Origin of the sequence: Planococcus versutus, assembly GCF_001186155.3 — a bacterium.
Classification (GTDB): domain Bacteria; phylum Bacillota; class Bacilli; order Bacillales_A; family Planococcaceae; genus Planococcus; species Planococcus versutus.
Genome location: NZ_CP016540.2, coordinates 301,334 through 326,775, shown reverse-complemented (window position 1 = coordinate 326,775; position 25,442 = coordinate 301,334). Strand labels below are relative to the sequence as shown.

Annotated in this window: 24 protein-coding genes; 8 read left to right on the top strand and 16 right to left on the bottom strand. The window is 38.4% G+C overall.

Annotated features, from left to right (window positions below; translation table 11 throughout):
• Window positions 1-73 precede the first annotated feature (73 nt).
• Entirely contained in the window at window positions 74-808 is a 735-nt protein-coding gene (locus I858_RS01755) for an MBL fold metallo-hydrolase (RefSeq protein WP_049694045.1), read from the bottom strand.
• A 120-nt stretch (window positions 809-928) separates the two neighbouring features.
• On the opposite strand from I858_RS01755, the gene I858_RS01750 reads away from it, so the two are divergent.
• The 3 genes from I858_RS01750 to I858_RS01740 all read left to right on the top strand — a co-directional run bounded on the left by I858_RS01750 (window position 929) and on the right by I858_RS01740 (window position 2,887).
• Window positions 929-1,258, top strand: a complete 330-nt coding sequence (locus I858_RS01750) for a YflT domain-containing protein (RefSeq protein WP_049694046.1) — start codon at window positions 929-931, stop codon at window positions 1,256-1,258.
• Between the two features lie 249 nt (window positions 1,259-1,507).
• The gene (locus tag I858_RS01745; RefSeq protein ID WP_049694047.1) at window positions 1,508-2,563 is read left to right on the top strand and encodes a YkvI family membrane protein; all 1,056 of its coding nucleotides are present in this window, start codon (window positions 1,508-1,510) and stop codon (window positions 2,561-2,563) included.
• A 24-nt stretch (window positions 2,564-2,587) separates the two neighbouring features.
• A complete protein-coding gene (locus I858_RS01740) occupies window positions 2,588-2,887 on the top strand; it encodes a DUF3219 family protein (protein WP_049694048.1) in 300 nt (99 codons plus the stop codon).
• A 53-nt stretch (window positions 2,888-2,940) separates the two neighbouring features.
• Here I858_RS01740 and I858_RS01735 read toward each other — a convergent pair whose 3' ends face one another.
• From I858_RS01735 to glgB, 8 genes are all read right to left on the bottom strand, one after another.
• The gene (locus tag I858_RS01735) at window positions 2,941-3,201 is read right to left on the bottom strand and encodes a DUF3006 family protein (protein WP_049694049.1); all 261 of its coding nucleotides are present in this window, start codon (window positions 3,199-3,201) and stop codon (window positions 2,941-2,943) included.
• Window position 3,202: 1 nt separating this feature from the next.
• Window positions 3,203-4,339, bottom strand: a complete 1,137-nt coding sequence (locus I858_RS01730; protein WP_049694050.1) for an MBL fold metallo-hydrolase — start codon at window positions 4,337-4,339, stop codon at window positions 3,203-3,205.
• A gap of 85 nt (window positions 4,340-4,424) precedes the next feature.
• Entirely contained in the window at window positions 4,425-5,234 is an 810-nt protein-coding gene (locus I858_RS01725; protein ID WP_049694051.1) for an SDR family oxidoreductase, read from the bottom strand.
• 19 nt (window positions 5,235-5,253) lie between these two features.
• Complete coding sequence (gene glgP, locus I858_RS01720; RefSeq protein WP_049694052.1) at window positions 5,254-7,641, bottom strand: glycogen/starch/alpha-glucan family phosphorylase; 2,388 nt, start codon at window positions 7,639-7,641, stop codon at window positions 5,254-5,256.
• Between the two features lie 15 nt (window positions 7,642-7,656).
• Window positions 7,657-9,084, bottom strand: a complete 1,428-nt coding sequence (glgA, locus tag I858_RS01715) for a glycogen synthase GlgA (protein ID WP_049694053.1) — start codon at window positions 9,082-9,084, stop codon at window positions 7,657-7,659.
• A complete protein-coding gene (locus I858_RS01710; protein ID WP_049694054.1) occupies window positions 9,081-10,103 on the bottom strand; it encodes a sugar phosphate nucleotidyltransferase in 1,023 nt (340 codons plus the stop codon). Before I858_RS01710 ends, glgA begins: the two co-directional genes overlap by 4 nt.
• A complete protein-coding gene (locus I858_RS01705) occupies window positions 10,100-11,248 on the bottom strand; it encodes a glucose-1-phosphate adenylyltransferase (protein WP_049694055.1) in 1,149 nt (382 codons plus the stop codon). Before I858_RS01705 ends, I858_RS01710 begins: the two co-directional genes overlap by 4 nt.
• Complete coding sequence (glgB, locus tag I858_RS01700) at window positions 11,245-13,104, bottom strand: 1,4-alpha-glucan branching protein GlgB (RefSeq protein ID WP_083553642.1); 1,860 nt, start codon at window positions 13,102-13,104, stop codon at window positions 11,245-11,247. The genes I858_RS01705 and glgB overlap by 4 nt, the downstream gene beginning before the upstream one ends.
• 229 nt (window positions 13,105-13,333) lie before the next feature.
• Here glgB and I858_RS01695 point away from each other — a divergent pair, with 229 nt between their 5' ends.
• Both I858_RS01695 and I858_RS01690 read left to right on the top strand, forming a co-directional pair.
• Window positions 13,334-13,912 (top strand): SCO family protein, encoded by a 579-nt coding sequence (locus I858_RS01695; protein WP_049694056.1) that lies wholly within the window; start codon window positions 13,334-13,336, stop codon window positions 13,910-13,912.
• Between the two features lie 3 nt (window positions 13,913-13,915).
• A complete protein-coding gene (locus tag I858_RS01690; protein WP_049694057.1) occupies window positions 13,916-14,245 on the top strand; it encodes a hypothetical protein in 330 nt (109 codons plus the stop codon).
• A gap of 47 nt (window positions 14,246-14,292) precedes the next feature.
• Here the strand turns inward: I858_RS01690 and I858_RS01685 are convergent, their stop codons facing one another.
• Complete coding sequence (locus tag I858_RS01685; RefSeq protein WP_049694058.1) at window positions 14,293-15,333, bottom strand: lactonase family protein; 1,041 nt, start codon at window positions 15,331-15,333, stop codon at window positions 14,293-14,295.
• A gap of 131 nt (window positions 15,334-15,464) precedes the next feature.
• Here I858_RS01685 and I858_RS01680 point away from each other — a divergent pair, with 131 nt between their 5' ends.
• Window positions 15,465-16,025: a shikimate kinase gene (locus I858_RS01680; protein ID WP_049694059.1), complete on the top strand. Its 561-nt coding sequence runs from the start codon at window positions 15,465-15,467 to the stop codon at window positions 16,023-16,025.
• Window positions 16,026-16,087: 62 nt separating this feature from the next.
• Here the strand turns inward: I858_RS01680 and I858_RS01675 are convergent, their stop codons facing one another.
• Complete coding sequence (locus I858_RS01675) at window positions 16,088-17,407, bottom strand: acetamidase/formamidase family protein (protein ID WP_049694060.1); 1,320 nt, start codon at window positions 17,405-17,407, stop codon at window positions 16,088-16,090.
• A gap of 123 nt (window positions 17,408-17,530) precedes the next feature.
• Entirely contained in the window at window positions 17,531-18,940 is a 1,410-nt protein-coding gene (locus I858_RS01670) for a hypothetical protein (RefSeq protein WP_049694061.1), read from the bottom strand.
• Window positions 18,941-19,207: 267 nt separating this feature from the next.
• Between I858_RS01670 and I858_RS01665 the strand changes: the two genes are divergently transcribed.
• Window positions 19,208-20,116, top strand: a complete 909-nt coding sequence (locus tag I858_RS01665; protein WP_049694062.1) for a proline dehydrogenase family protein — start codon at window positions 19,208-19,210, stop codon at window positions 20,114-20,116.
• A gap of 323 nt (window positions 20,117-20,439) precedes the next feature.
• Here I858_RS01665 and I858_RS01660 read toward each other — a convergent pair whose 3' ends face one another.
• Together I858_RS01660 and I858_RS01655 are read right to left on the bottom strand one after the other, a co-directional pair.
• Window positions 20,440-21,378: a ring-cleaving dioxygenase gene (locus tag I858_RS01660; protein ID WP_049694063.1), complete on the bottom strand. Its 939-nt coding sequence runs from the start codon at window positions 21,376-21,378 to the stop codon at window positions 20,440-20,442.
• Between the two features lie 105 nt (window positions 21,379-21,483).
• Window positions 21,484-22,221 (bottom strand): hypothetical protein, encoded by a 738-nt coding sequence (locus I858_RS01655; protein ID WP_049694064.1) that lies wholly within the window; start codon window positions 22,219-22,221, stop codon window positions 21,484-21,486.
• 252 nt (window positions 22,222-22,473) lie between these two features.
• Between I858_RS01655 and I858_RS01650 the strand changes: the two genes are divergently transcribed.
• Entirely contained in the window at window positions 22,474-23,469 is a 996-nt protein-coding gene (locus I858_RS01650; protein WP_049694065.1) for an alpha/beta hydrolase, read from the top strand.
• A 39-nt stretch (window positions 23,470-23,508) separates the two neighbouring features.
• Here I858_RS01650 and I858_RS01645 read toward each other — a convergent pair whose 3' ends face one another.
• Window positions 23,509-24,825: a nucleobase:cation symporter-2 family protein gene (locus tag I858_RS01645; protein ID WP_049694066.1), complete on the bottom strand. Its 1,317-nt coding sequence runs from the start codon at window positions 24,823-24,825 to the stop codon at window positions 23,509-23,511.
• Entirely contained in the window at window positions 24,822-25,409 is a 588-nt protein-coding gene (locus I858_RS01640; protein WP_049694067.1) for a xanthine phosphoribosyltransferase, read from the bottom strand. The genes I858_RS01645 and I858_RS01640 overlap by 4 nt, the downstream gene beginning before the upstream one ends.
• Between the last annotated feature and the right edge of the window lie 33 nt (window positions 25,410-25,442).

Here is a 25,442-nt window from a genome sequence, read left to right as displayed (position 1 = left end):
ATACAGCTTTAAGAATAAAAGGAAAATAGTTGATATACAAACTATCTGCCTGTTACGTCATAGCTGTCACGCGTCAAACTTCATACGTTTTTCCGATAACAGCAAATTCAACTTGACCGGTGTAACGAGACTTGGCGGCTTCTAAAACTTCTTCAAGTTCTCCGTATTGCGGTAAGTGGGTCAACAGTAATTGCTTCGCACTCGCGAGTTCAGCAAGTTTGCCAGCTTGACTACCGCTCATATGTCCTTGGATGATACCAAGGTGTTTTTCGTAAAGATTTGCTTCTGCCACTAAAAGATCGCTCTCTCGAGAAAAGTCGATTAGTTCTTTTTTCCAACTAGTATCTGCTGTAAATACCACAGTCTTTCCGTCCGCAGTAAATTTCATAGCTAAACAATAGACCGGGTGAATCGTCTCACAAAAAGAAACTTGCCACGGACCCAGCTCTAGCGTTTCTGCTGCTCGTATTGCACGACCTTCGGTGACGCCTTTATAAGATAACTTCTTAAATTCTTCTAAATCTTTGTCGTGGGCGTAAATAATCAACGGTGTGTTCCATTCTTTTAGTTGCATGCCGACCATCGCTGCATGTTGAAGCACGCCGATATCTGCTATGTGATCAGGATGATAATGACTAATGACGACTGCATCTAAATTACGCAACTCTACATAATTTTGAACAGCTGCTAATACGCCACTGCCACAATCGACCAAACAGCGGAAGCCATCTTGTTCAATTAAAAATGCTGATGTCGCTTCGTTTTTATTGGGATATCCTCCCCAAATACCAATCGGTATAACCCTCAAAAAATCACTCCTTCTCTCCCTTTTCTTTTAGTATAACGGATTGTTCTTGGCTTTTTTGTTTAAGCTCCTATTCGTTGTGGTATATATATAACAAGAACGAAATTACTTGGAGGGATTACATTGACTTTAAAAATGACAGTCGAAAATGCACTACAAGCTAAAGCAGAAATCGAAAAATTAGAAACACAAGGATTTACACACGATGATATTTATATATTTGCACACGATAAAAAACGTGGCAAAGATATCACGAAAGCATTAGACACGGAAGATGTTGGGATTAAAGAACAGGGATTCTTGGATAGCATGAAAAACATGACTATCTCAAGAGGAGACGAGTTGCGTGCTAAAATGGCTGCAGCTGGTTTATCTGACCAAGAAGCAGAACAGTATGAAGAAGAACTTGACAAAGGCAAATTGGTTATTATCGCAAACAAAGATATAAAGTAATTGATCACACTAGCATCACCGATTTTTTCGGTGATGCTTTTTTGTATTAATAGTATACTAGACAATGTAATTGACCTTCTTTTCCTATCTTGATTACTCTGTCTCTTACTTATAGGTATATAGAGTGAACTATACGCAGTCGCATTGATTTCGATTGAGTGCTACTCTATTTTTTGTTATATTCACATAAGGTATTTTAAATTTTTAAAAAACTCATCACAGAAACAATTTGCATCAAGGAGGAACAACATGAAAAGCTTAAAAATGGGAAGTGCTTTTGTTGGTATTATTGTAGGTGCAGGATTTGCTTCTGGACAAGAAGTTCTCCAGTACTTTACTAGTCACGGGTCTATGGGGACTATCGCCGCTATCATTGCTACCGCCTTATTCGCATATTTGGGAATGAGTTTAACACGACTTGGAAGTCGAATGAAAACAACATCACATAAAGAAGCCATTTTCGGTATTAGCGGGAAAATAATTGGAACCATCGTTGACTACATTATTATCTTAACGTTGTTTGGCGTAGGCGTTGTGATGATTGCTGGAGCAGGTTCTATCTTCTCTCAACAGTTTAATTTACCTGCACCTCTTGGCAGTACCGTTATGGCAATTTTAGTCATCTTGACGATTATGCTAAATGTAGACAAAGTAATTTCAATCATTGGAAGCATAACACCATTTTTAATCATTGCCGTTGTTGTATTAGCTGTTTATAGCTTAATGACAATGGATACTACTTTTACAGCATTAGATTCTATTGCTAACAAACAAGATTCGGCTTTATCAAATTGGTTTTTGTCTGCTATCAATTACGTTTCCTTTAATATTGCGGTGGGAGCTTCAATGGCTATCGTAATGGGAGGTACTGAAAAAGATGAGAAAGTAGCTGCACGCGGCGGACTTATTGGCGGCCTTATTCTAGGTGGATTGATTATTTTAAGTCATTTAGCCATTTTCTCTAAAGTAGATGTTGTACGGACTGCAGAAATGCCTTTACTACAGATTGCTGACAACCTTTCACCTGTGCTTGGCATTATCATGTCACTCATTCTTTTTGGAATGATTTTCAACACAGCGGTTAGCATGCTTTACTCATTTTCGGCACGGTTTATTGTAATGGGTACAGTAAAATCGCGCATTTTTATTATCATAACAGTTAGTGTCGCTTACATATTAAGCTTTGTTGGTTTTACTAAACTTGTCAGTCTCTTGTATCCAACTATTGGCTTTCTTGGCTTATTCCTAGTTGGGGCTTTAATCGTAGCCGACATCCGAAAAAATCCTTTACGCCTTACTCAATAATCAAAAACAGAGGTGAATGAGAGAATGGCAATGCACATTTGGATTAATGACACGCAAATACATGCTTTAAACTTTAAAGAACAATGGCTTGAGGCATCTGATACTCAACAGAAAAAACGAAAAATTATTTTTGACTTTAAAGTGACAAGCGAAGATTATTACGACATAGCAACATTGCTCTATAAAATACATTTCCACATACGCATACCTACTCTAGAGGCAGAATTTGATGCTTCAATCGTTGATTATTCTACATCCATTACAGATTTGTACAAACCCAATCAAGTAGCTGATTATCATTTAGAATTGATCGAACAAAACTAGCTCTACGTCTATAATTAAAAAAGTCTGAAATCCTTAAAAGATTCCAGGCCTTTTTAATTTCGCTTAAAGCGACTCTTTTTTTTCTTTGTTCTCAGCTGTGTCATTAATTCTTGCGTTTGTTTAGCCTTGATAAAAGAGGTTTCTGTATCTAACGTTATGGCTAATTGGTCGTTTTCTAAACCAATGATAAACCAAGAATGGATCTGGCTTCCTTCAGGCAATCGATCAGCAGGCAAAATCAATTCAAGCTCTTCGTCTTCTACTAAAATGACTGCGAGTCTGCAATCTTCGATCCTGTCTAAAATCCCTTTCATCTTATTCCCCTCCTATACAAACCAATCCTTGTTCTTGAATAACCTCTATTGTTCCTAGACCAATTCCTTTAATGGCAGTGAGTTCTTCTATTTTTTTAAATGGTCGTTGTTCCACTATTGCTTTAGCGTAAGTCTCGCCGATCCCTGAGATTTCCTGTAACTCTGAAGAGGAAGCTATATTCAAATCAATACACCGATTTTGCCCTTCAATTGGAACTCCTGTTTGCTGCATCTTCACACTGTAAACTGCTCCATCTGTTTCCACAATAATCGTTCCATTAACGTCTGTTCCATAAATTTCTGCTCCTGTGTTTTCAACGGTTGCAATAACTTCTGCATGCGGATGACCATATGAATTGTCAATGCCCGCACTATAAATAGCAACTTCCGGAGTTACTGCATGTAAAAAGGCTGAACTTGTCGAAGTGTTCGAACCATGATGTCCTAAATGTAAGATTTCCGCATCCAAGTCAATTCCTGTATCAATCATTTCTTGCTCTTCTTTAACACCTGCATCTCCTGTAAAAATAAAGTCAATATCTCCATAAGTGATTTTCAATGACACAGATTCTTCGTTCGCGTCACCCGTAATTTCTTTTGGATGGAGCACTTTAATTTCAAGAGGACCTACATCGTAAACGTCTCCCGTTCTCGGCTCAACATATTCTGTTCCACTGGCTTCGATTGCTTGTAAAGCATTCGTAAATGTGGCAGAAGAACTTGAATTACCAGACATCCATGCTTCGCCAACTTCAAACTCACCAATAACTTGCGCCAGCTGTCCAATATGATCGGCATCTGGATGCGTTCCGACGACAATATCGATATCTTTTATATTTTGTTCTTTTAAATAATCCACTACTTCTTTTGACTTCCAATTCCCTGCATCAATTAAAATCGAAAACCCGTCAACTTCTAGCAAGGTGGCGTCTCCTTGTCCAACATCAATGTAATGCACACGCATTTCATCTTCATCGTCTTTAACGATAGTCGACTGTTCAGATTTTTTTTGATTTTGTTGTTGATTGATTTGATTAACAGTCTTTTCTTTTGATGATTGTTCATCTCCCATGTAAAAAACTACTACCACAACAAATGCCATGATGGCTAGCAGTAAGAACACTATGCTCTTTTTCAAAAACTCACTCCTATTCTTCAGTGAATTTTACCATAGGTCAGCACTGATGAAAAAGCAGACCAAGGAAATTCCCTTGGTCTGCACGTTAAGTAGACATGTAGTCTCCGCCATTCATATGCAAAAATTGACCTGTCATATAGGAATTTTGCGAGTCTGCTAAAAACACATACGCCTTTACTAACTCATAAGGTTGACCCGGTCGTCCTGCTGGCACATCTTCACCAAAATCGTCCGCTACGTTTGGATTTAACTCACCAAACGTTTTGGTAATAAGCGGTGTCCAAATCGGTCCAGGGGCGATGCCGTTTACTGCAATTTCCTCCCGTACTAATCGACGGGCAAGCGCTCGTGTCATAGCTACCATCGCACCATTTGCACCAGAGTAATCGATCAAATCCGAATGACCTCGATAAGCATTGATCGATGCTGTGTTAATAATGCGAGCCCCTTTTTTTAAATGAGGAAGAGCCGCTCTCGTTAAATAAAACATAGCAAATGCTTTGATTTCAAACGTTTTGAGTAATTGTTCATCCGTGATATCGAGTGGTGAGGTTTGTGGGTATTGATACCCCGCATTATTAACCAAAATATCGATTTGACCAAATTCAGCTAAAGTAAATTGTACAAGTTTATCACAATTCTCCGATTTGCCTAAATCGCCAGCCAAAGCTTTAGCTTGCCCGCCATAAGACTCAATTAACGAAATGGTTTTTTGAGCGCCTGGTTCATCTTCCAGATATCCGATGACTATTTTTGCACCTTCCTTAGCATAAGCAATTGCTACAGCTTGGCCGATTCCGCTACTAGCTCCTGTAACAATCGCTACTTTGTCAGCGAGTACTCCACTAGCTTTATAAGCTTTTAAATCCGTATTATCAAATGCATTTTCTGCCATATCTTCACTCCTTCAGCAATTAGTGAATACTGGGAACTTTGCTTAAATGCCAAACATCATCTGAATATTGCTGAATCGTACGATCACTCGAGAAAATACCTGAAGCAGCCATATTTTTAACGCTCATCTCTGCCCATTTCATTGGGTTGTCGTACGCTTTCAATATTTTTTCGTGAGCTTTTGCGTAGCTATGAATATCTTTTAACACAAAATAAGGATCCTTATCTTCCAATAATTGTTCTACAATAAAATCAGCATTTATTTTTCCATCTGTAAACTTTCCTGTTGCTAGTTGTCGCATCATTTTTGCAATTTCTGGATCTCCTTCAATTATTTCTTTCGGATTATAAGATTTTTCTTTTTCATATTGCATGATTTCTTCAGCGCGCATCCCAAAAACAAATGCGTTTTCTTCTCCCACTTGTTCAAACATCTCAACATTCGCCCCATCAAATGTCCCAATGGTCAATGCTCCATTCATCATCAACTTCATATTACCCGTACCTGAAGCTTCTTTTGAAGCAGTAGATATTTGTTCGCTTACTTCAGCTGCCGGGATTAAGTATTCCGCTTGCGTCACATTGTAATTTTCAACAAATACAATGTGCAAATGCTCTCTTACTAAAGGATCATTATTCACTTTTGATGCGATTGTATTGATCATTTTAATCACTTGTTTTGCAAAATGGTAAGTCGGTGCTGCTTTGCCTCCAAAAAAGAATGTTCTAGGATAAGGACGATAAGTTGAATCGTGTTTAATCCGGTTGTATAACATTTGAATGTGTAAAATATTCATCAACTGTCGCTTGTAGCCATGAAAACGCTTGATGTGAATATCAAAAATAGAAGCCGAATCCACAACAATATTTTGATCTCGCTGCAAATGATAAATCAACTGCTCTTTTTTCAACTTTTTTACGGCTTGAAAATCTTGAAGAAATGATGGATTTTGCGCAAAACTATGCAATTCATCTAACCGTTCAGGCTCTTTTACCCAGCGCGCACCAATTGTTTCCGTAATCAATTCCGATAACTCGGGATTGGCTTTGATCAACCATCTTCGGTGTGTAATGCCGTTGGTTTTATTATGAAACTTATTCGGAAATTGTTCATTTAGCTCTTTCATTTCTCGTTTTTTCAATATGTTTGTATGCAATTTGGCAACGCCATTAACTTTATAACTACCAACTACCGCTAAGACAGCCATCTTAATGACACCTTCTTCAATAATCGATAATTTACGGAGGACATCCACGGTTTTCCCTTGATTTTGCAAACTTTCTTTAAAACGCAAATCAATTTCCTCAATAATTAAATAAATTCTCGGAAGCAAGGATTGAATCAAATGACAGTCCCATTTCTCCATAGCCTCTGTTAAAATTGTATGATTTGTATAGGAAATAGTGCGCGTGGTAATGTCCCATGCTTGTTCCCATCCAAGAGAGTGGTCATCTATGAGGATCCGCATTAATTCTGGGATCGCGAGTGCAGGATGTGTATCGTTGATTTGAATGGCAATATTCTCTGGTATTTCTTCTACGGGAAAACTAGGATTTCTTAATAAATCCTGGAGCGATGCACTGCAAAGCAAATATTGCTGTTTCAAACGAAGAATTTTTCCACTCTCGAGCGAATCGTCTGGATAAAGACGATCTGTGATTTTAGCCGTTTCGTGCTCATATACGGTATGGTCCTTAGTGCTAGGAAATGGACGTTCTGATACTTCTGCCTGCCAAAGACGAAGCGTATTGATGGTACCACCGTTTGCTCCAACAATTGGCAAATCATAAGGCACCGCTTTGACCCATACAGGATTTTCTATTGTTCTTTTTACTCCTGCTGTCCCTACTACCAATTGAACATCTCCATAATAAGCAACTTCAACCGCCAAATCTTTTTGTCGGGCATCTGCATTGTTTTTTTCTTTAATCCATTTTGTGGGTTGTTCGGTTTGATTGCCATTGACGAAATGCTGTGTGAAAAGTCCACCTTTATACCGTAATCCATAACCGTGTCCTGGCAATGCAAGTGAAGCTAAAGAATCCATAAAACAAGCAGCAAGTCTTCCTAAACCGCCGTTACCAAGACCTGGTTCGTCTTCAAGTTCTTCAATTTCGGATAGTTTAAGGCCTAGTTCATCTAGACCTTCTTTGACGACATCGTAAAAATTTAAATTGACGAGGTTTTGTCCTAATACACGGCCAATAAGAAACTCAATAGAGAAATAATACAATTGTTTCTCAGGCTCTTTTTCATATAATTGATTTGTTCGATTCCAATTTTCTTGAATCCATTCATGCGTCATTTCCCAAAGCGTTTCAAAAGCCATCTCTAGACTTTTTTGTGATCTTTTATCTGCTATACGATTCATGAAAAATTTTTTAAACTCTTCTTTTGATGAAAACATTATCGGCACGCCCCTTTAGCTTAGCTTTTCATAAAGTTTGGCGTATTCTGCCGCAGAACGCGACCAGGAATAATTGCCTTCCATTCCATTTTTCTTAATAGTTTTCCAATGCTCAGGCTGTTGGTAAAAACTTAAAGCACGCTGTAGCGCTAAATCAAAAGGTTGATTTGTTAAAAAATTACTTAGAAAGCCATTTCCAGACTTGTCTTGTTCATTGTATTCGATGACGGTGTCTTTTAGTCCACCTGTCTTATTAGCGACTGGCACAGTCCCGTACTGCATTGAAATCAATTGACTTAAGCCACAAGGTTCAAAATGCGACGGCATAAGAAAAATATCAGCTCCGGCATATAACAAATGAGCAAATTTTTCATCAAATCCAATATAGACCGCTACTTTTTCAGGAAAATCCTCAGCTAACTTTTTAAAAAACAGTTCATATTGTGTTTCTCCGGAACCCAATAAGACAAACTGAACATCTTCTTCTGTCAATAATTTTGGCAGTATTTTTTGTAGAACGTCTACTCCCTTTTGTCCTGCAAGTCTGGAAATCATCGTCAGCAATGGGGCATCTCCACGATCTGGCAACCCGACTTTTTGCTGAATTGCCCGTTTATTAATTTGTTTTCCTTCTATGCTTAATGCATCAAATTCTCGTTCGATAAACAAGTCAGTTGCAGGATTGTAAACTTCTGTATCAATACCATTTAAAATGCCCACTAAATCTTGCTCTTTTTTCTGCAAAAAGCGATTCAGTTTTTCACCATAGATATCTGTTAAAATTTCATCTCTATACGTTGGGCTTACTGTTGTTATTGCATCAGCATAAGAAAGCCCTGTCTTTAATGAGTTATAGTTTCCATTCCATTCAACAAAGCCATCGTCATAAAAACGTTCATCGACTTCAAAATTTTCTAGAAATGTCTTTTTCGAAAATTGCCCTTGGAATTGCAAATTGTGAATGGTCAATACGCTCTTCATTTCTTTTATAGAAGCATAGCGTGAGTCTTCTTTTAGTAAAAAAAGAATAGCTGCCGTATGCCAATCATGTACATGAATGACATCTGGTTGTTGCTGTTGTTGCTGAATAATCTCTAACACGGAGCGATTGAAGAACGCATAACGTTCCGCATCATCTGATTGACCATATATGTGATCTCTTTTAAAATAGTCGTCTTTTTCAACAAAAAGATAAGTTACGCCCGCTTGTTCGAATTCAAAAACCCGAAAGGAATGTCGCTGTCCTTTAAAGGACATTTCAATCGTTTCTTTTAAGATGAATTCTGCTGTATATTCAGACGAAATGATACTGTATTTCGGGATAATTACTATGATTTCATGGCCCAGTCTGCTGAGTTCTTTAGGCAGAGCTCCCATTACATCTGCTAGTCCGCCAGCTTTTGCAAAAGGCGCACATTCTGCTGCTGCCATTACAATCTTCATCGCAAATCCTCCTTTCTAACTGTTTCTCCTTTACGCAAAACGATGGGGTGTTCTGCAGTTCCGTGTAGAACGACGCCTTCACCAATAAATACGTCTTTGTCAGCTATCACATATTTTAAATCACAGTTTTCTTCGACACTGGACTTTTGCATAATAATGCACTTTTCAATGCGTGCACCTTTTTTAATATAAACTCCTCGGCTAATCGTACTGTCAATTACTTCCCCCATAATGGTGCTTCCGTTGGCAATTAGAGCTCGTTTCACTTTAGAACCATTCATGTAACGAGTAGGTGGTTCATCTTTTACCTTTGTATAAATCGGACGATCTTTAAGAAATAATTGCTCTCTATTTTCCTCGTCTAGTAAAGCAAAGGAAGCTTCAAAATAGCTTTGAATTGAATCAATCACAGCGAAATAACCCTTATAGTCATACTCATTGAATACATGTGGACTTTTCTTCAAGTTAACGACATCTTCTACACTCACTACTTTTTTATCTTGATGTGTCTGGATCAATTCCAATAATAGCTCTCTGGATAAAATATAATTTTTTAGTGACACACCTTGACTGACAGCTTCTGTGATATCCGCACCTGAGTCAATGTGTTGTTCTAGCATATCTTTGAAGTCTAGTTGAGTAATAACGAAACTATTCGTTACCACCACATGGGGCTGGTTACTTTTAGTAAAAAATTGAATATGTTCTTCTAAAGCAGCAAACGCACCTACACTCGATAACCCACCATCTCTTTGAGTAACCGGTAAGAAATACAGCCCGTTTTTTCTTCGATCTAAATCCCAACTCTTTCCGACACCAATGTGATCCAATAATGATGCTAGTGGGTAAGAAGGAAATATGCCAACCGTACTTACACCCGAATTCACTAGATTTGATAAAGTAAAATCAATCAACCGGTATCTTCCAGCAAATGGGACAGACGACACCGTCCGTTGCATGGTTAAATCTTGCAATCCTTCTTTTTTAACAGAGGCATCTACTACTGCAAGTAAGTTCATTTACGGACACTCTCCTTCCACTCATCCAGCTGTTCTTGTGTTAAGAGAATCACTTCACCTTGCTGGTTACAAATTTCAAATCCCTCAGGAACTACTAATTTTGGTGGCACAATTACGCGATGAAGCTTCGCTCCTTTGTTGATGATTGCACCACTCATAACGACACTTTCTGAGACTGACGCATCTTTTTTGATGGTGACGTTTTGAAAAATAATCGATTTTACAACCTCTCCCGAAATAACACAACCTTCGTTTACCATAGACCCCACCACTGTTCCCGTTTCATTAATGACTTGAGGTGGTAATTGTGGGTTTGAAGAATATATCCGCCAATCTGGATCATGTAAATTTAAACCCGAGTTTAAGTCAAGTAAGTCCATATTAGCTTCCCATAAGCTTTCAACCGTTCCAACGTCTTTCCAGTACCCCTTAAATGGATAAGCCACCATTTTTTCACCATTGCTTAGCATGGCCGGTAAAATATCTTTTCCAAAATCATGAGAAGACGCTGTACTTCTATTATCTGATTCTAAATATTCTTTTAGTTTCTTCCAAGTGAAGACATAAACGCCCATGGAAGCTAAGTTACTTTTCGGCTTTTCTGGCTTTTCATCAAACTCATTAACGCCCATTTTGTCATCCACATGAATAACACCAAATCGACTTGCTTCTTCCCAAGGAACTTCTAACACAGAAATGGTTACGTCTGCGTCATGCTCTTTATGATAATCAATCAACAGTTCGTAATCCATTTTATATATATGATCTCCTGACAAAATAAGAACATACTCGGGTTCACAGGTTTGAAGAAAAGACATGTTTTGATAGATGGCACTGGCTGTCCCTGCATACCATTTGTTCCCATCAATTTCAGCATAAGGTGGTAACATAGTCACCCCGCCATTATGTCGGTCTAAGTCCCACGGGGTTCCGAGTCCGATATATGCATGCAAGACATGTGGTTGATATTGAGTCAAGACACCGACCGTATCGATTCCGGAATTGGTGCAATTGGATAAAGGGAAATCGATAATTCGGTATTTTCCTCCAAACGGAAGTGCAGGTTTAGCTATTGTATAAGTTAATGATTTTAACCGACTTCCTTGTCCGCCTGCTAAAAGCATCGCAACTACTTTTTTGTTCATTGTGCTTCACTTCCTTTCTTTTTTTTCCATATACTCATTGTAAATGCAGGTAAATCCAGTAGGATCGAGTAAGGCAAGTTATTACTTGGATGGTTTATAGCATAAATAATTGGTTTTTGCTGATCCGTCGTTGTTGTAAATACTTTTTCGTAAACCGTGTTTGTTGGAACTCCTACCGCGATTTTTTTATGATCGTTTTCAGAAAAGTTGCAGATGACGATGCAATCATCTTTCGGCAAATGCCCTCTTCGAATAAAGGTAGCAATGCTTTGTTCATAATTATCTGCGTCAATCCACGAGAAACCGTCAGGATGATCATCTAATTCAAAAAGCGCAGGTTCTGACTTATAAAAAGCTAGTAGTTTTTTTGTAAAATTCGCCATTTTTTTATGATTTTCTACTTCTAATGAAGACCAATCGAGCGAAGGCTTAAAGGTCCATTCCTCAAAATGACCAAATTCTTGTCCCATAAACAATAATTTTTTTCCTGGATGCGCAATCCAAAATCCTAAAAGTAATCTTAGTTGAGAAAATCGTTCATCCAAAGTCCCTGGAAGTTTGTTTAACAATGAGTTTTGTCCGTTTACCACTTCATCGTGCGAAAGAGCCAAAAGATACCGCTCTTCGTATTGATACATTAGCGAAAAATTCATTTTGCCATGGACTGTTGAACGCTTTGGAGGCTGCGTTTCCATGTAATCTAGCGTGTCACGCATCCATCCAAAATTCCATTTATAGTGAAAACCAACGCCCCCATCTGCCACCTCATGCGTCACTTTTGGAAAGTTCCATGCATCTTCAGCAATTAATAAGATGCCTGGAAAGTTTTCTTTCAAACGACTCGTCAGTTTTTGTAGAAATTCTATTCCTTGCTGATTGACCAGACGCTCTTTACTATTTGGAATAAACAGCAACGAAATTAATGCATCCATTCGAAAGCCATCAAATTTAAATTCTTGAATCCAGTAATGACTGCTGGATAAAAGAAAGCTAACGATTTCTCCTTTTTGAATATCAAAATTCAGCGTGCCCCATTCTGGATTGTTGCGTCGTTCTTCCTGTGTGTATTCATATAAAGGACTGCCATTAAAATTCGCCAATGCATGTTCATCTACACAAAAATGTCCAGGAATCCAATCTAAAATCACTCCTATTTTATGTTCTGCACATTTCGCAACAAAATATTTCAAGTCTTCGCTCGTTCCGTAGCGACTCGTTGGAGAAAAGTAACCAGTCGCCTGATAACCCCACGATTCATCAAGTGGATGTTCTGTAATTGGCATCACTTCTATGTGTGTAAACTCCATTTCCATTACATAGGGAATCAATATATCGGCTAGCTCACGATAAGTTAAAAAGTCACCTTGTTCGTCGCGTTTCCATGTGCCAATGTGCAGTTCGTAAATCACCATTGGTTTCTCAAAATGATGATAATTTTGAACTTTCTTTTGTTGCAACACTGCTTTTGACCACTTGTGGTTTGCTTGTGTAGCGACTATTGATTTTGTATTCGGTCTGAGTTCACTTGCACGTGCGTAAGGATCCGACTTTTTTATAGTTTTTCCACTTGTGGTTTCAATAATATATTCATATGCACAGTCAGTTAGCTTTTGTGGGATTTCTACTTGCCAAATTGTTTCATCAAGCGGATGTTGTTTCATTTGAAAAACCTCTTCTATTAAACTAGTTGGATATGTGCATGCTACCGCTACTTTATTGACATTTGGAACCCATAAAGTAAATTTGGTTTGATCGTTGGTTACATGTGCCCCAAAGTAAAGATAAGCATCTTTCATCAACCCCATATGGAAAGCCTCCAGTTTGGCTTGAGTCAAGAGGCTTTTCAGGTTTTTCATTTACATCCCCCCTTAATTTTGCCAGCTCTATATCTTCTCTAAATTCTACACAGGTCTCATGAATACCTTGTTAAAGCACTAAATTATTCAAAAATTTAGTTAAATTAAAAAACAAACAAGCATATCGTTCAAAATGTCTACACATTTCTTTCTACTTACGCTCTTGTTAGAAAGTAAAATTTCCACTACGCTTATGGGAGACTGTTTAACGAAAGAGAGGCTGGTATGTTTGCGGAAATATAGAGGGTTAGTACTAGCTGTGTTTTTCAGCATTTTTCTAGTTGCCTGCAATCAAGGCATTGAAGACCCGCTCGAATTAGAAATAGAAAACTTTACGTTTACAAATCATAATAACGAAGATTTTGGTTTAGCAGATTTGGAAGGCGAAGTATGGCTTGCTGATTTTGTATTTACTAATTGCACAACTGTTTGCCTGCCAATGATGGCGAACATGACAAATATTCAAGAGCAGTTAAAAGAAAAGGGGCTAGATGTTCAACTTGTCTCCTTTAGTGTAGATCCTGCGTTTGATAAACCCGAAATTTTGAAATCTTATGCAGAGAATTACGGAGCTGATTTGTCGTCTTGGAATTTATTGACGGGCTATACACCGCAAGAAATCGATGATTTTGCGATGAATAATTTTAAAACTTTAGCTCGAAAGCCTGAAAATGATGATCAAGTGATTCATGGTACTTATTTCTTCTTGGTTAACCAAGAAGGTGTCATCATGAAGTCTTATAACGGATTAAATCCACCAGTAGAAGACATTCTGTCAGATGCAAAAATTTTGTTGACGGAGGAATAATTTATGAAGCTCAAAAAAATTTGGATGACGGTCTTATTGCTTCTAGTGGCTGCATTAATCTTCTGGTTCTTTTTACCACGAGAAAATGAACCGGCACCTGAGAGTCGCGTAGTACTGGAACACTCTTTCAGAACGTATATTGCACCTTCTTGCTTTGAACAAGCTGATGCTACTAATTTTCTAGAAGAAGCAACATTGGGAGAAGCTAAAGATCTCAATTATCCACCTCATTCCGACTGTACAGAAAAAGCATTCGAAGGAAACCGAGACAGCGGTTTTACTCGCTTGATGAAAGAACTTGGACTTACTGAGAAAAACTCGCCAGATTGGTAATAAAAAACAGACAGAGACTTTCTTTGCCTGTTTTTTATTGAGTTTTTTTATTTAATTACTTTAACGCAAACAGGCGCAGTCGTTTCGATGAAATATTCAATAATACAAGGTGTGCCGGAATGACCTATTTTCAAAGTTGTTAAGGTATGCGAATTTTCGTTCGCTACAATCAATCTATCGTTACCAGGCACTAGAGCAAAATGTCTTGGGCCTTCTCCACCTGATCCTGCTAGTCCCAAATTCTCTAATGTACCATTAGCTTGTACAGAAAAAGAGGCAATACTATCGTGACCACGATTTGATGCGTAGACGAAAAGACCATCACTCGATACCGCCACTTCTGCACTCGTGTTTTCTCCATTATAGCTATCTGGCACTAAAGGTAATAATTGAAAAAATTCCAGTCGACCTTCTCGACTGATTTTATAAACCATTAATGTCGAGTTGAGTTCATTGACCGAGTAAACAACTGGTTCAGATGGATGAAAGCTCAAATGGCGCGGTCCTGCTCCCGCTTCGGTATATGCCGTATATTGTAGCGTTAGCTCACCCGTATCAGAATTTAGTTTGTACGTAGAAATGGTATCATTTCCTAAATCGGATACTAAAAACAAGTTTTTACCCGGAACTTGGATAATTGAATGCGGATGTGCTGCATCTTGCCGATCCTGGTTTGGACCAGAGCCGTGATGCTTTACTGAAAACGCTATTTCTCCAATTGCGCCATCTGCATGAAGCGGGTAAACATTAATCGTGGCTCCTGAATACGTCGTCGATAACAACCATTGACCCGTTTCATCGATTGTAACGTGCGCCGGATGGTCTCCATTTGAACGTTGGCGATTGATTTCAACCATTTTTTTAGCAACAGGATGAACCCAATAACTCACTAATTCACCGTTTCCTACTTCACTCGTAGCTACAAAGCTTGTGCCATTGGGATGAACAGCAATAAAAGAGGGTCGTTCGATGCCCGCTATGCCGATTAGTTCTGTTAATTCTCCCGTGATATTATCCAGTTCCCATAGTTTAATTCCTGGTTCTGATTTAGATGCATATGAACCTGTTAGCAAATAGCTGGCTACCATTAAATCACCCCTGAATGGATTTTATTTTTTGATACTTTTATCTCTTCAATAATCTCCGTGAATTTTCAATATGGTTAAGGTAAAGTAAACGATAGACCCCATTAACCCTTACTAAAGAAAAGAGGCTGTCCATGAGGAACTTCGGTTTATCTATCCGTGAAAAAAGCATCGTCTGCATTGGCTTTATGGGAGCTGGAAAAACAACTGTCGGTCAATTGCTGGCGCAAAGACTTTATCGTAACTTTGTTGATATCGACGTGGAAATTGAAAAAGAATTTGCCATGCCGATTTCTCAAATTTTTAGACTCTATGGTGAACCAACTTTTCGAGCCAAAGAAAAAGATTTGATTGTAAAATACAGTCAACAACCACTCAACGTTATTTCTGTTGGCGGGGGTGCTTTTTTGCAAAAAGAAATTCAAGATATTTGCATGACAAATTGTATTGTTTTATTTCTTGATATTTCATGGGAGTCCTGGAAAGAACGCGTTCAGCTTCTCGCGGATAATCGACCTTTACTAAAAGATCGTTCTCTTGAAGATATTAAAACCTTATTTCTCGAAAGACAAAGTATTTATTCATTAAATCATTCTGCATTTATCGTCGACGATTTCAAAGCTCAAGAAGCTGCTGACTATTTAGCGGGTGCCTTAAAGTTATCTTGGGAAATTCACGCTCCACAATCAACTTAAAAAAAGGAAACCGTCCAATTGCTGCGACGGTTTTTTTGTATCTACATCTTCCTAGCTCTGTTTCAAGAATATTGGTCTTTAACTAATTCCAGAAGCCCTGCTTTTTTTAAGTAATGTTCTGGTGCAAGGAAAGTAATTGTTACGACACCCGGGTGTCGTCCAATTTCGATAGATCCTGTAATAGTTGCTCGATTCATAATTTCTGGTACTGTCACTCCGAACAAATCAGCTGCACGCTGCAACCCATTGTCAGTTGCACCATTCAAAGTTGGACCTGTCCCAACAAAAGAAACGGGTAGCGATTCTTCCAGTTTATCGATATTCCATTTTTTCGCGAGTTGCAGAGCCGTTTCTTTTTCTTTTTCTGTAAAGGGTTTAGCTGTGTATGGTAAATCTTCAATAGTCGGTAAAAGAATAGGTCCAGCGTTATTTAATCCTTTAATCACATGGACTTCCAAATGAACAATACCCGAAACATCTGCAGTATGTCCCGCAATTTCTCCATCTCCTTGCATCGCGTGCATATCTCCTAAATAAATACCACCGCCTGGAACTTTCACTGGACAAATCAATACAGATCCTGCGCGCACACGGCTAATATCCATATGACCATCTGTTCGGTGAGTGTCTAATTCTTCTTGTGTGCTCGCATATTCATGCGGAGCACCTACAAGAAACGATCCAAAATCTCCTGCATTGTGCGAGTCTGGAGTTGGACGTGAAGGTGTTGTTCCTAATTGCCCTAAAAAAGGACGCATGCGTGCGATGGTGCCGATTAAATCATGAGGTGCAAATGTGACAATTGGATTTTGAACAGAGTTCTCGGGCGTTTTCATATACCCACGCCCGTCTTCTGCAATTGTCTCTGCTGCTTCTTTGGAAAGTGTAATCCCTACGTCTCCCTTATCACTAAAAAACATAGTATAACCATTGGTAAACACAAAAGGTGTGACATCTGCATCACAGTTAGCGCAACGAATGGCCTCGCTGCCAACTCCTTTAATTACGGTATCTGGATACATCGTTCCACAACCAGGACATTTTACTGCAATAAAAGGATCTCCCAGAAAACGACCTTCAACTGGACTATCATTTCCTGAAGAAGTAGCGTGCGACGTGACTTCAACAGATTTGATTTTAATGACAATTCCGTCTCCTGGTTCTGCACCTTCCACATAAACCGGTTGCGTCACTTCGTGTCCTCCTCGAATACATGGTGTGATCATGGGACCCCAACATCCAGGAGCAGTATGCGCAATAATATGCCCTCCATCTTTGACAGGTCCAAGCATTTCTTTTCCAGGATCTAGAACACCATTTACATAGCGGTTAACCATCAGCGTATCCACTGCTACTTTTTCCGTCTGGATCTTTTTAGTCATTATAGTTCCTCCCATTTTTAATATTCAGTTATTTATAATTATACGCTACGTGTTCACTACTTTCAATTTCTTCGTACTAACTAAAAAAGCGTGTACAAGTTTTGCACACACTTTAAAACGTTACTATAACAGAATAATTGTTTGAATAAAAAGTTGAACCATGATATAAAAAGCAATCGCGTACTTCAAATTAAATTGAAGGCCATTTCGAATTCCACTCAAGCCATTGATACTACTTAAAATAATGACCGGCATGACAAACGGAGATAAAATAATCGAAATGACACTTCCTGATGTTATTGCCAAAACAACCAATTCGGGTGGGTAAGGAAAAGAAATACCTTCTAAGACGCCGGTCACTAGTACAATTACCGGCAAAGGTCCCAACCCGATAAATCCTAACAAAATAACAATGAACGGAATTAAGAATAAAATATTCAAGAACGGAACAATTCCTGTTAAAAAATTCATTGCGTTAATAACGTAGCCGCCTACACTCGATTGATTGAGTGCGTAAATCAGTAAACCTGCAGACATTAAAATACTAAATTGCTGTGCTTGTTTAGCGATCCCTGCAGAAAAATAAAAACGAGTTTCGACAGCCAAACTAGCCGTTCTTCTTTTAAGTAGGAAGTAAAAAAATGTCCAAACAAGTATTACAAGTGGAATGGTCAATAGAAATTCTAGCCCTGTTAGTTCGTGAACTAGGAAAATCGTTCCAAATAAAGAAAGAAACAAAAAAAAGAACTCTGCTACATCTTTATTCCACTTTCCTTGGTTACGTGAATTCATCATCGCTTTTTCAACTTCTTGTCTTAAAATGGATGAAAAATCCACATCGTATTTCTTTTCTTGGTAATACGAAAAAACTACAGAAAGTAGAGTTCCCGCAAAAGCAAAAACAAAACCAAGTGTGATTGACTTCCAAAGAGTTGCGTCTAGTGCCTCTACAGCAAAAATGAAACTCGGGATACTAATAACCCACAAAGTAGACAAGCCAAAGCCACGCAAAATAGCTGTTCCTTTAAAATTTTCCCAAGCTTCTCCTTTATGGTCTTTTAAAAAAGTTTCGATAAACTGATACATCATCGGAACAACACCAAACAATAGGAAATGAGAAATCACTTGAGTCATTGCCATTAATCCCAAATAAAATTTTTGACTTTTGTTTAAAAAATTGTGTGCAAAACTCATGATTTCTTCTATATAAGGTTCTTCTTTTAAAACCCAACTAATGATTGGCACAATCAATAGCAAACCTATTAAACTTCTCATTTGCTGCAAAGCTTGAATGAGATCTGTTCCAAAAGAATGGCTTGTAAAAAACAACACACTTAAAGCTGTAATGATTAAACATAATTGCAATTGAATTTTTTTAATGGGTAGTAAAAGCAAGGCTGACAGCAATGTTAAAACACCCGTAATCGAAAGCATCGCAGATAACACACTCGCATGATAAAAATAAGTAATAAAATGCAGCGAGGCGTATGATGAAACTGAAAAAGTAAATGCTACAGCGACTTTCCGATTCATTCTAGTCCTCCTGACAATCTTTGTTATCTGTTCTATTCTACACTCTTTTGTATCCTAATATACTTTGCTATCTTTTTCTACTTAGCTTTCTCAGTGACTGTAAGAAAAGCTGGAATGCTTTTACTTGTTTTAATTTTTTTTGTTTTCTGTCTATATATGATATGCTCTGATTGAATAATGAATGATATAGTCTATATTTCGTAAAATAACACTTATTCTATATTCGTTTTTTGTATAAGGGGTTTAACCGTATGGGAGGGAATTAAAGTGAGTATAACAAGAAATTTCTTTATTGCATTGTCCAAAAATCAACCTCTAAACAGTGCTGCTAAAAAATGGGGATTAAAATTGGGCGCTGGAAAAATGGTTGCTGGAACTGATATTGAAAGCATGATGCAGACAGTAGAACAACTGAATGCCGATGGAATTAGTGCAACAATTGATAGTCTTGGCGAGTTTGTTCATACAAAAGAAGAAGCGACAAAAGCTAAAGAGGCTATATTACAAACACTCCAAGCTATACAATCTCATGATGTTCACGGACATATGTCTGTCAAATTAACACAAATCGGATTAGATGTAGATCCTAAGTTTTGTTTAAAAAACATTCAGGAAATTGTTGCAGCTGCTGCCAACTACAATACGTTTGTAAATTTAGATATGGAAGACTATGACCACTTGCAACAGACACTTGATATTTTAGATGTTTTACTTAAAGATTATGAAAACGTAGGTACTGTTATTCAAGCTTATTTATATCGATCTGAAAAAGATTTAGAAAACCTACAACATGTTCGACTCCGTCTTGTTAAAGGTGCTTACAAAGAAAGCGTAGAAGTTTCTTATCAAGAGAAAAAAGAAATTGACGATAATTACTTAAAACTCATCAAGATTCACCTTCAATCACCTGGCTATACATCCATTGCTACACACGATCATCATATTATTGAACAAGTAAAAGCATTTGTACAAGAGAAAAAGATCTCACGAGACTGTTTCGAGTTCCAAATGCTCTATGGTTTCCGCTCAGAAATGCAAAAAGACTTAGCGAAAGAAGGATTTAGCTTCACTACGTATGTGCCTTTTGGCAAGGACTGGTACGCATATTATATGAGAAGGTTAGCGGAACGTCCTCAAAACATTATTTTGGCGTTGCAGAGTATGATTTCTAAATAAAGAAAAAAAGCAACTCTGAAAAATTCAGAGTTGCTTTTTTATGCTTGTTAGAAATGGATAGGCGCTTCTGCTTTTCTTTGTCCAGACTCCAGCGACCAGATTCTAGGGTCATACGCCGCTCTGGCTGTGTGGCAAAGTACGCCACTTCGCCAGTGCGTCTTATGCCCGTCGAATCTACACGGTCGCTTCCGCTTTTCTTTGTCCAGACTCCAGCGACCAGATTCTAGGGTCATACGCCGCTCTGGCTGTGTGGCAAAGTACGCCACTTCGCCAGTGCGTCTTATGCCCGTCGAATCTACACGGTCGCTTCCGCTTTTCTATACTCAATCCAAGTTTCTTACGTGTACGGGTGGCAGTGCACGTTGAATATTTTTTCTGTGTTGTTCGTATTGTTCTGGAAGCATCAATGCTTGCCCTAAAGATTCAAAAGATTCGTCTATTGCGAATCCTGGTGGATCTGTTGCGATTTCAAATAAGATATCTCCATATTCACGGAAGTAGATAGCGTTAAAGTAGTTGCGATTTTGAACGGGTGTTACGCCGAGTCCATAAGTTTCCACTTGTTGTTTCCAATCAAGTTGATCAGCATCATTTTCTGCACGCCAAGCAATATGATGAACCGTTCCAACACCCATTTGACCAATTCCCACCGGAGTCAACTTTACATCAATTATATTGCCGAGTTCTCCTGCTGCACGTAAACGCAATAAATCTCCTTCTTCGCCAACTTTTTCAAATCCCATGACCGTTTGTAATAATTGGGCTGTTTTTTCTGCATTGGTTGTGTATAAAGTAGCTCCGCCTAATCCTTTAATAGCACGATTTGGTGTGATTTCTCCTTTTTCCCATGTATTTGCTTCGCCTTGCTCTCTTTCCACGAGCTCCAAATGCAAACCATGTGGATCATCGAATGTTAAAGACTGTTCTTCAAAACGAGTTGTTTTTGAAAAAGAAATGTTGAATCTCTCTAATCTTTTTTCCCAGAAAGCCAGCGCTCCAACCGGAACTACATAAGTTGTGACCCCTACTTGGCCATCTCCAATTTTTCCTTTATATGCATCTCCCCATGGAAAGAACGTGATAATTGTGCCTGGTTTTGCCGTCTCGTCTCCAAAATACAAATGATAGGTTTCTGGATCGTCGAAATTTACCGTTTTCTTTACTAAACGCAGTCCGAGTACTCCTGCATAAAAGTCCACGTTTTCTTGAGGATCTGCGACAATTGCAGTGATGTGGTGGATTCCCATTGATTTCTTCGACATTTTACAGCACTCCTTTTGTTGTTGATCTGCTCGACTATCTTAGCATGTCATTATCTCGAACTAAAGATATTTACCACAAACTTACGTCCTATTGGTGCACGTATTTCATTTTGGCATATTGTCTTCGTGTTTTTCTAACTGGTCTTGTTTCTGATTTTTGATGTCCTCTAGATCTTCCTTACTTTCTTGTTTATCTTTTTCGATTTCTTTTTTTATTTCTTTTTCTTGAGTTTTAGAGATATTTTCTTTTTCTCGTTCTTCTTCTATTTGATCTTTTTGATTTTCTTTATGTTCTTCTATTTTCTCTATGTCTTCATGATATTGCTCTTCTACTTCTGTGGTAGAAGGAAGAAACGGTTCGTTGTTAAAATCCGTTCTTTTTCCATAACGCAGCATTTCATAGATAATCAGTCCATTATTCGGCATGCCGTTTGCTGTTTTCATTGGAATAACATCAAATAATACATAGTAGAATGCATAAAACACAAAGCGATTCCAAAACGTCGCATTGTCTTCAAACATACCGTTTGCAATCATCGCATTTAACGTGAATGCTACTGCTATATTCACCAAAATTGGGCCTGCGTAAAGAGAGATATAAGCAAACTTGCCTTCTCGTTTTAACGAATCGTATGAAAACCAACTATACAAGTGATAGTATTTACGGATATCGAACATTCCGATTTTAATAATTCTGCCACCTGACCCAATAGTCATTCTTGGGTTCTTAACGCCTAAAATCAAACTCATCAACAAATAACCCGATTCTCGTAAAAATACAACGACAGGCAAAATAATAAATGCTGAAATGACTAACGAAATCAAATCGGCTAGTCCGAACATTTCTCCACTCCCATTCTATCGCTTAAAGTCTACCTCTTGGTGTACCCGACTTGTATTGCAATCTCATACTTTGTTTGTTACAAATATATTTCAATTTGATGAGTTCATCTATTGGTCAATGAGATAATTCGTGTTAGCATAGCTATTAAACATAAAAAAGTAGATATAGTGTTGTTCAATCCATCTATACCCTAATAGACAGAGTTTTAATAACCTTTTGTAGATGAGAATTCACTTTAAAGGATGAACAGGATGAGAGTAAAAACAAAAATACAGACTCAAAAAAAGTGGATAATTTCAACTTTTTTTATCATGCTCTTCGGCGCTATTGTCATTTTCGAAGAAACTGCAACTTCTCCTGATGTATCAGCCTCTATACAAATCTCAGGTTCTGCAGCATTTAGTCCACCTCCGACAATTCATGAAATTAAAGAACGAGTGGCTGTTGTTAAGAATTTATCTTATAGCCAGACTGATAATAGCCTTTTAGATATTTATACTCCTCGAAAAGCTACTGCATCTATGCCCTTGATTTTATGGATTCATGGTGGGGGCTATATCGGCGGCTCTAAAGACAGTCGCCAAGATTACGCAATGGCGCTTGCAGACGCAGGTTACGTAGTCGCGAATATAAATTATTCATTAGCTCCAGAATCGTTGTATCCCGGTCCGATATCGCAAGCAAACGAGGCGCTTGCTTATATGCAACTTCACGCTAGCAAGTACGGAAATGATATGAACCGTGTATTCATTGGTGGCGACTCAGCGGGAGCACAAATCGCTAGTCAAGTTGCAGCACTCATAACGAACACAGAACTAGCTGAATCTATGGCGATTCAACCTGCGATTTCTAGCGATCAACTTCAAGGCGCTTTATTGTTTTGCGGCCTATATAATATGGACTCAGTGAGAGCGACAGCTTTTCCAAACATCGAACTTTTCTTAACTGCCTATACTGGTGCTAAACCGTTCGAATCTTTTTCAGAAATTGATGAACTTTCTACAGTCCAACACATCAACGCTGACTTTCCGCCTGCTTTCATCACAGTTGGAGATGCTGACCCTTTTGTGTCGCAATCTGCTGAATTGGTCACGGTATTGAAAGCTAATAACGTACAAGTCAATTCTGTCTTTTTTGAAGACACTCAAAAAAATCTCAAACATCAATATCAATATGATCTAAGTACGGATGATGCACGTGAAACACTTCAAAAAACGCTCGATTTCCTTTCAATTCATAGCAACTAAAAAAACGAGCAAGTCGCATATGCGACTTGCTCGTTTTGGTTATCCTTCGTTTATTACACTTTCTTTTATCGAAGCTAAACTGTGCTTGCGCTTTCTAGAAGGCAACATATTAAACAAGATATTTAATACGATAGCTGTAACACTACCAGCAACGATTCCATTACTGGTTAAAATTTGAATACTCGATGGCAACTGAACAAACAATTCAGGCACCACTGTAACACCAAGTCCAATACCTACAGAACAAGCAATAATCATCGAGTTGTCTTGCGAGTCGGTAATAACAGTACTTAACATTTTAATGCCTTGTGCGATAACCATACCGAACATTGCAATCATGGCTCCCCCAAGAACTGAAGGTGGGATAATGGTTGTTACAGCAGCGATTTTCGGAACAAACCCAAGAGTAATCAACATTACTCCAGCGATAAATATAATTTTGCGTGATTTCACACCAGACATCTGAATCAAACCAACGTTTTGCGAAAAAGCAGTGTATGGAAAAGAGTTGAAAATACCGCCAAGCAAAATGGCTAAGCCTTCTGCACGATATCCTTTAGCCAAATCTTTTTCTGCGATTTTCTTTTTTGTGATATCTCCAAGCGCAAAGTAAACACCTGTAGATTCAACTAATGATACCATGGCCACTAAAATCATCGTTAAAATTGCAGGTAATTCAAATGTTGGCATGCCGAAATAAAAAGGCTCAACCATATGGAAATAAGATGCATCCGCGATAGGAGAAAAATCTACTTTTCCTAGAAAAGTTGCTACTACTGTTCCACCAACTAATCCGAGTAATATTGCAATAGCTCTCATAAAACCGCTAGAAAATCTAAATACAAAAACGATAAACAGCAAAGTCCCAAAAGACAGGCCAATGTTGCTAAGTGAACCAAAATCACTGGCTCCTTGTCCTCCGCCCATATTGTTAATTGCAACAGGAATCAACGTGATTCCGATAATTGTAACAACCGTGCCGGTAACGACAGGAGGGAAAAAACGAACCAAACTACCAAAAAACCCGCTAATTAACACGACAAATAATCCTGAAACAAGAATAGCGCCATAAATAGCAGATATTCCATATTGCCCACCAATGGCAATCATTGGTCCAACAGCAGTAAATGTACAGCCCAGCACAACGGGAAGTCCGATACCGAAAAAACGGTTGCTGACAATTTGGAGAATTGTTGCTACACCGCAAAGCAAAATATCAATCGCTACAAGATACGTTAATTGCTCTGCCGTTAACCCAAGTGCGTCGCCTACGATTAACGGTACCAATACAGCTCCTGCATACATTGCTAGTACATGTTGAAATCCTAAAGCCGTTTCACCTAACATCTTTTTCATTGCGTGTCAGCCTCCTCCAAAAATGTCACTTGCCCATTTTCTAAAGACGCAATGTTTGCCAGTGTTTCTACACGAATGCCTTGTTTGCGAAGCAAGCTGCCACCTGGTTGAAATCCTTTTTCAATAACGATGCCAATACCTGCTAACTTGGCTTCTGACTGTTCGACTATGTCGAGTAATCCAAGTGCTGCTTGTCCATTCGCGAGAAAATCATCCATAACCAATACAACATCGTTTTGTTGAATAAAATCTTTTGATACCGAGATATCATTTGTTTCATTTTTAGTAAACGAATAAACACTCGCTGTATACATATGATCAACTAATGTCAGTGATTTACGTTTTCTTGCAAATACAGCCGGAACGCCTAGAACAAGACCTGTCATCATGGCTGGCGCAATTCCTGATGATTCGAGTGTTAGAATTTTAGTGATGCCCGCGTTTTTAAAGCGCGATGCAAATTCTTCTCCAATCGCTTGCATTAACGGTGGATCGATTTGATGATTTAAAAATGAATCTACTTTTAATACCGATTCCGACAAGACCTTGCCGTCCGATAAAATTTTATCTTGTAACTTTTTCATGCTGTCAGCCCCTCTTCTGTCACGACTGAAGGC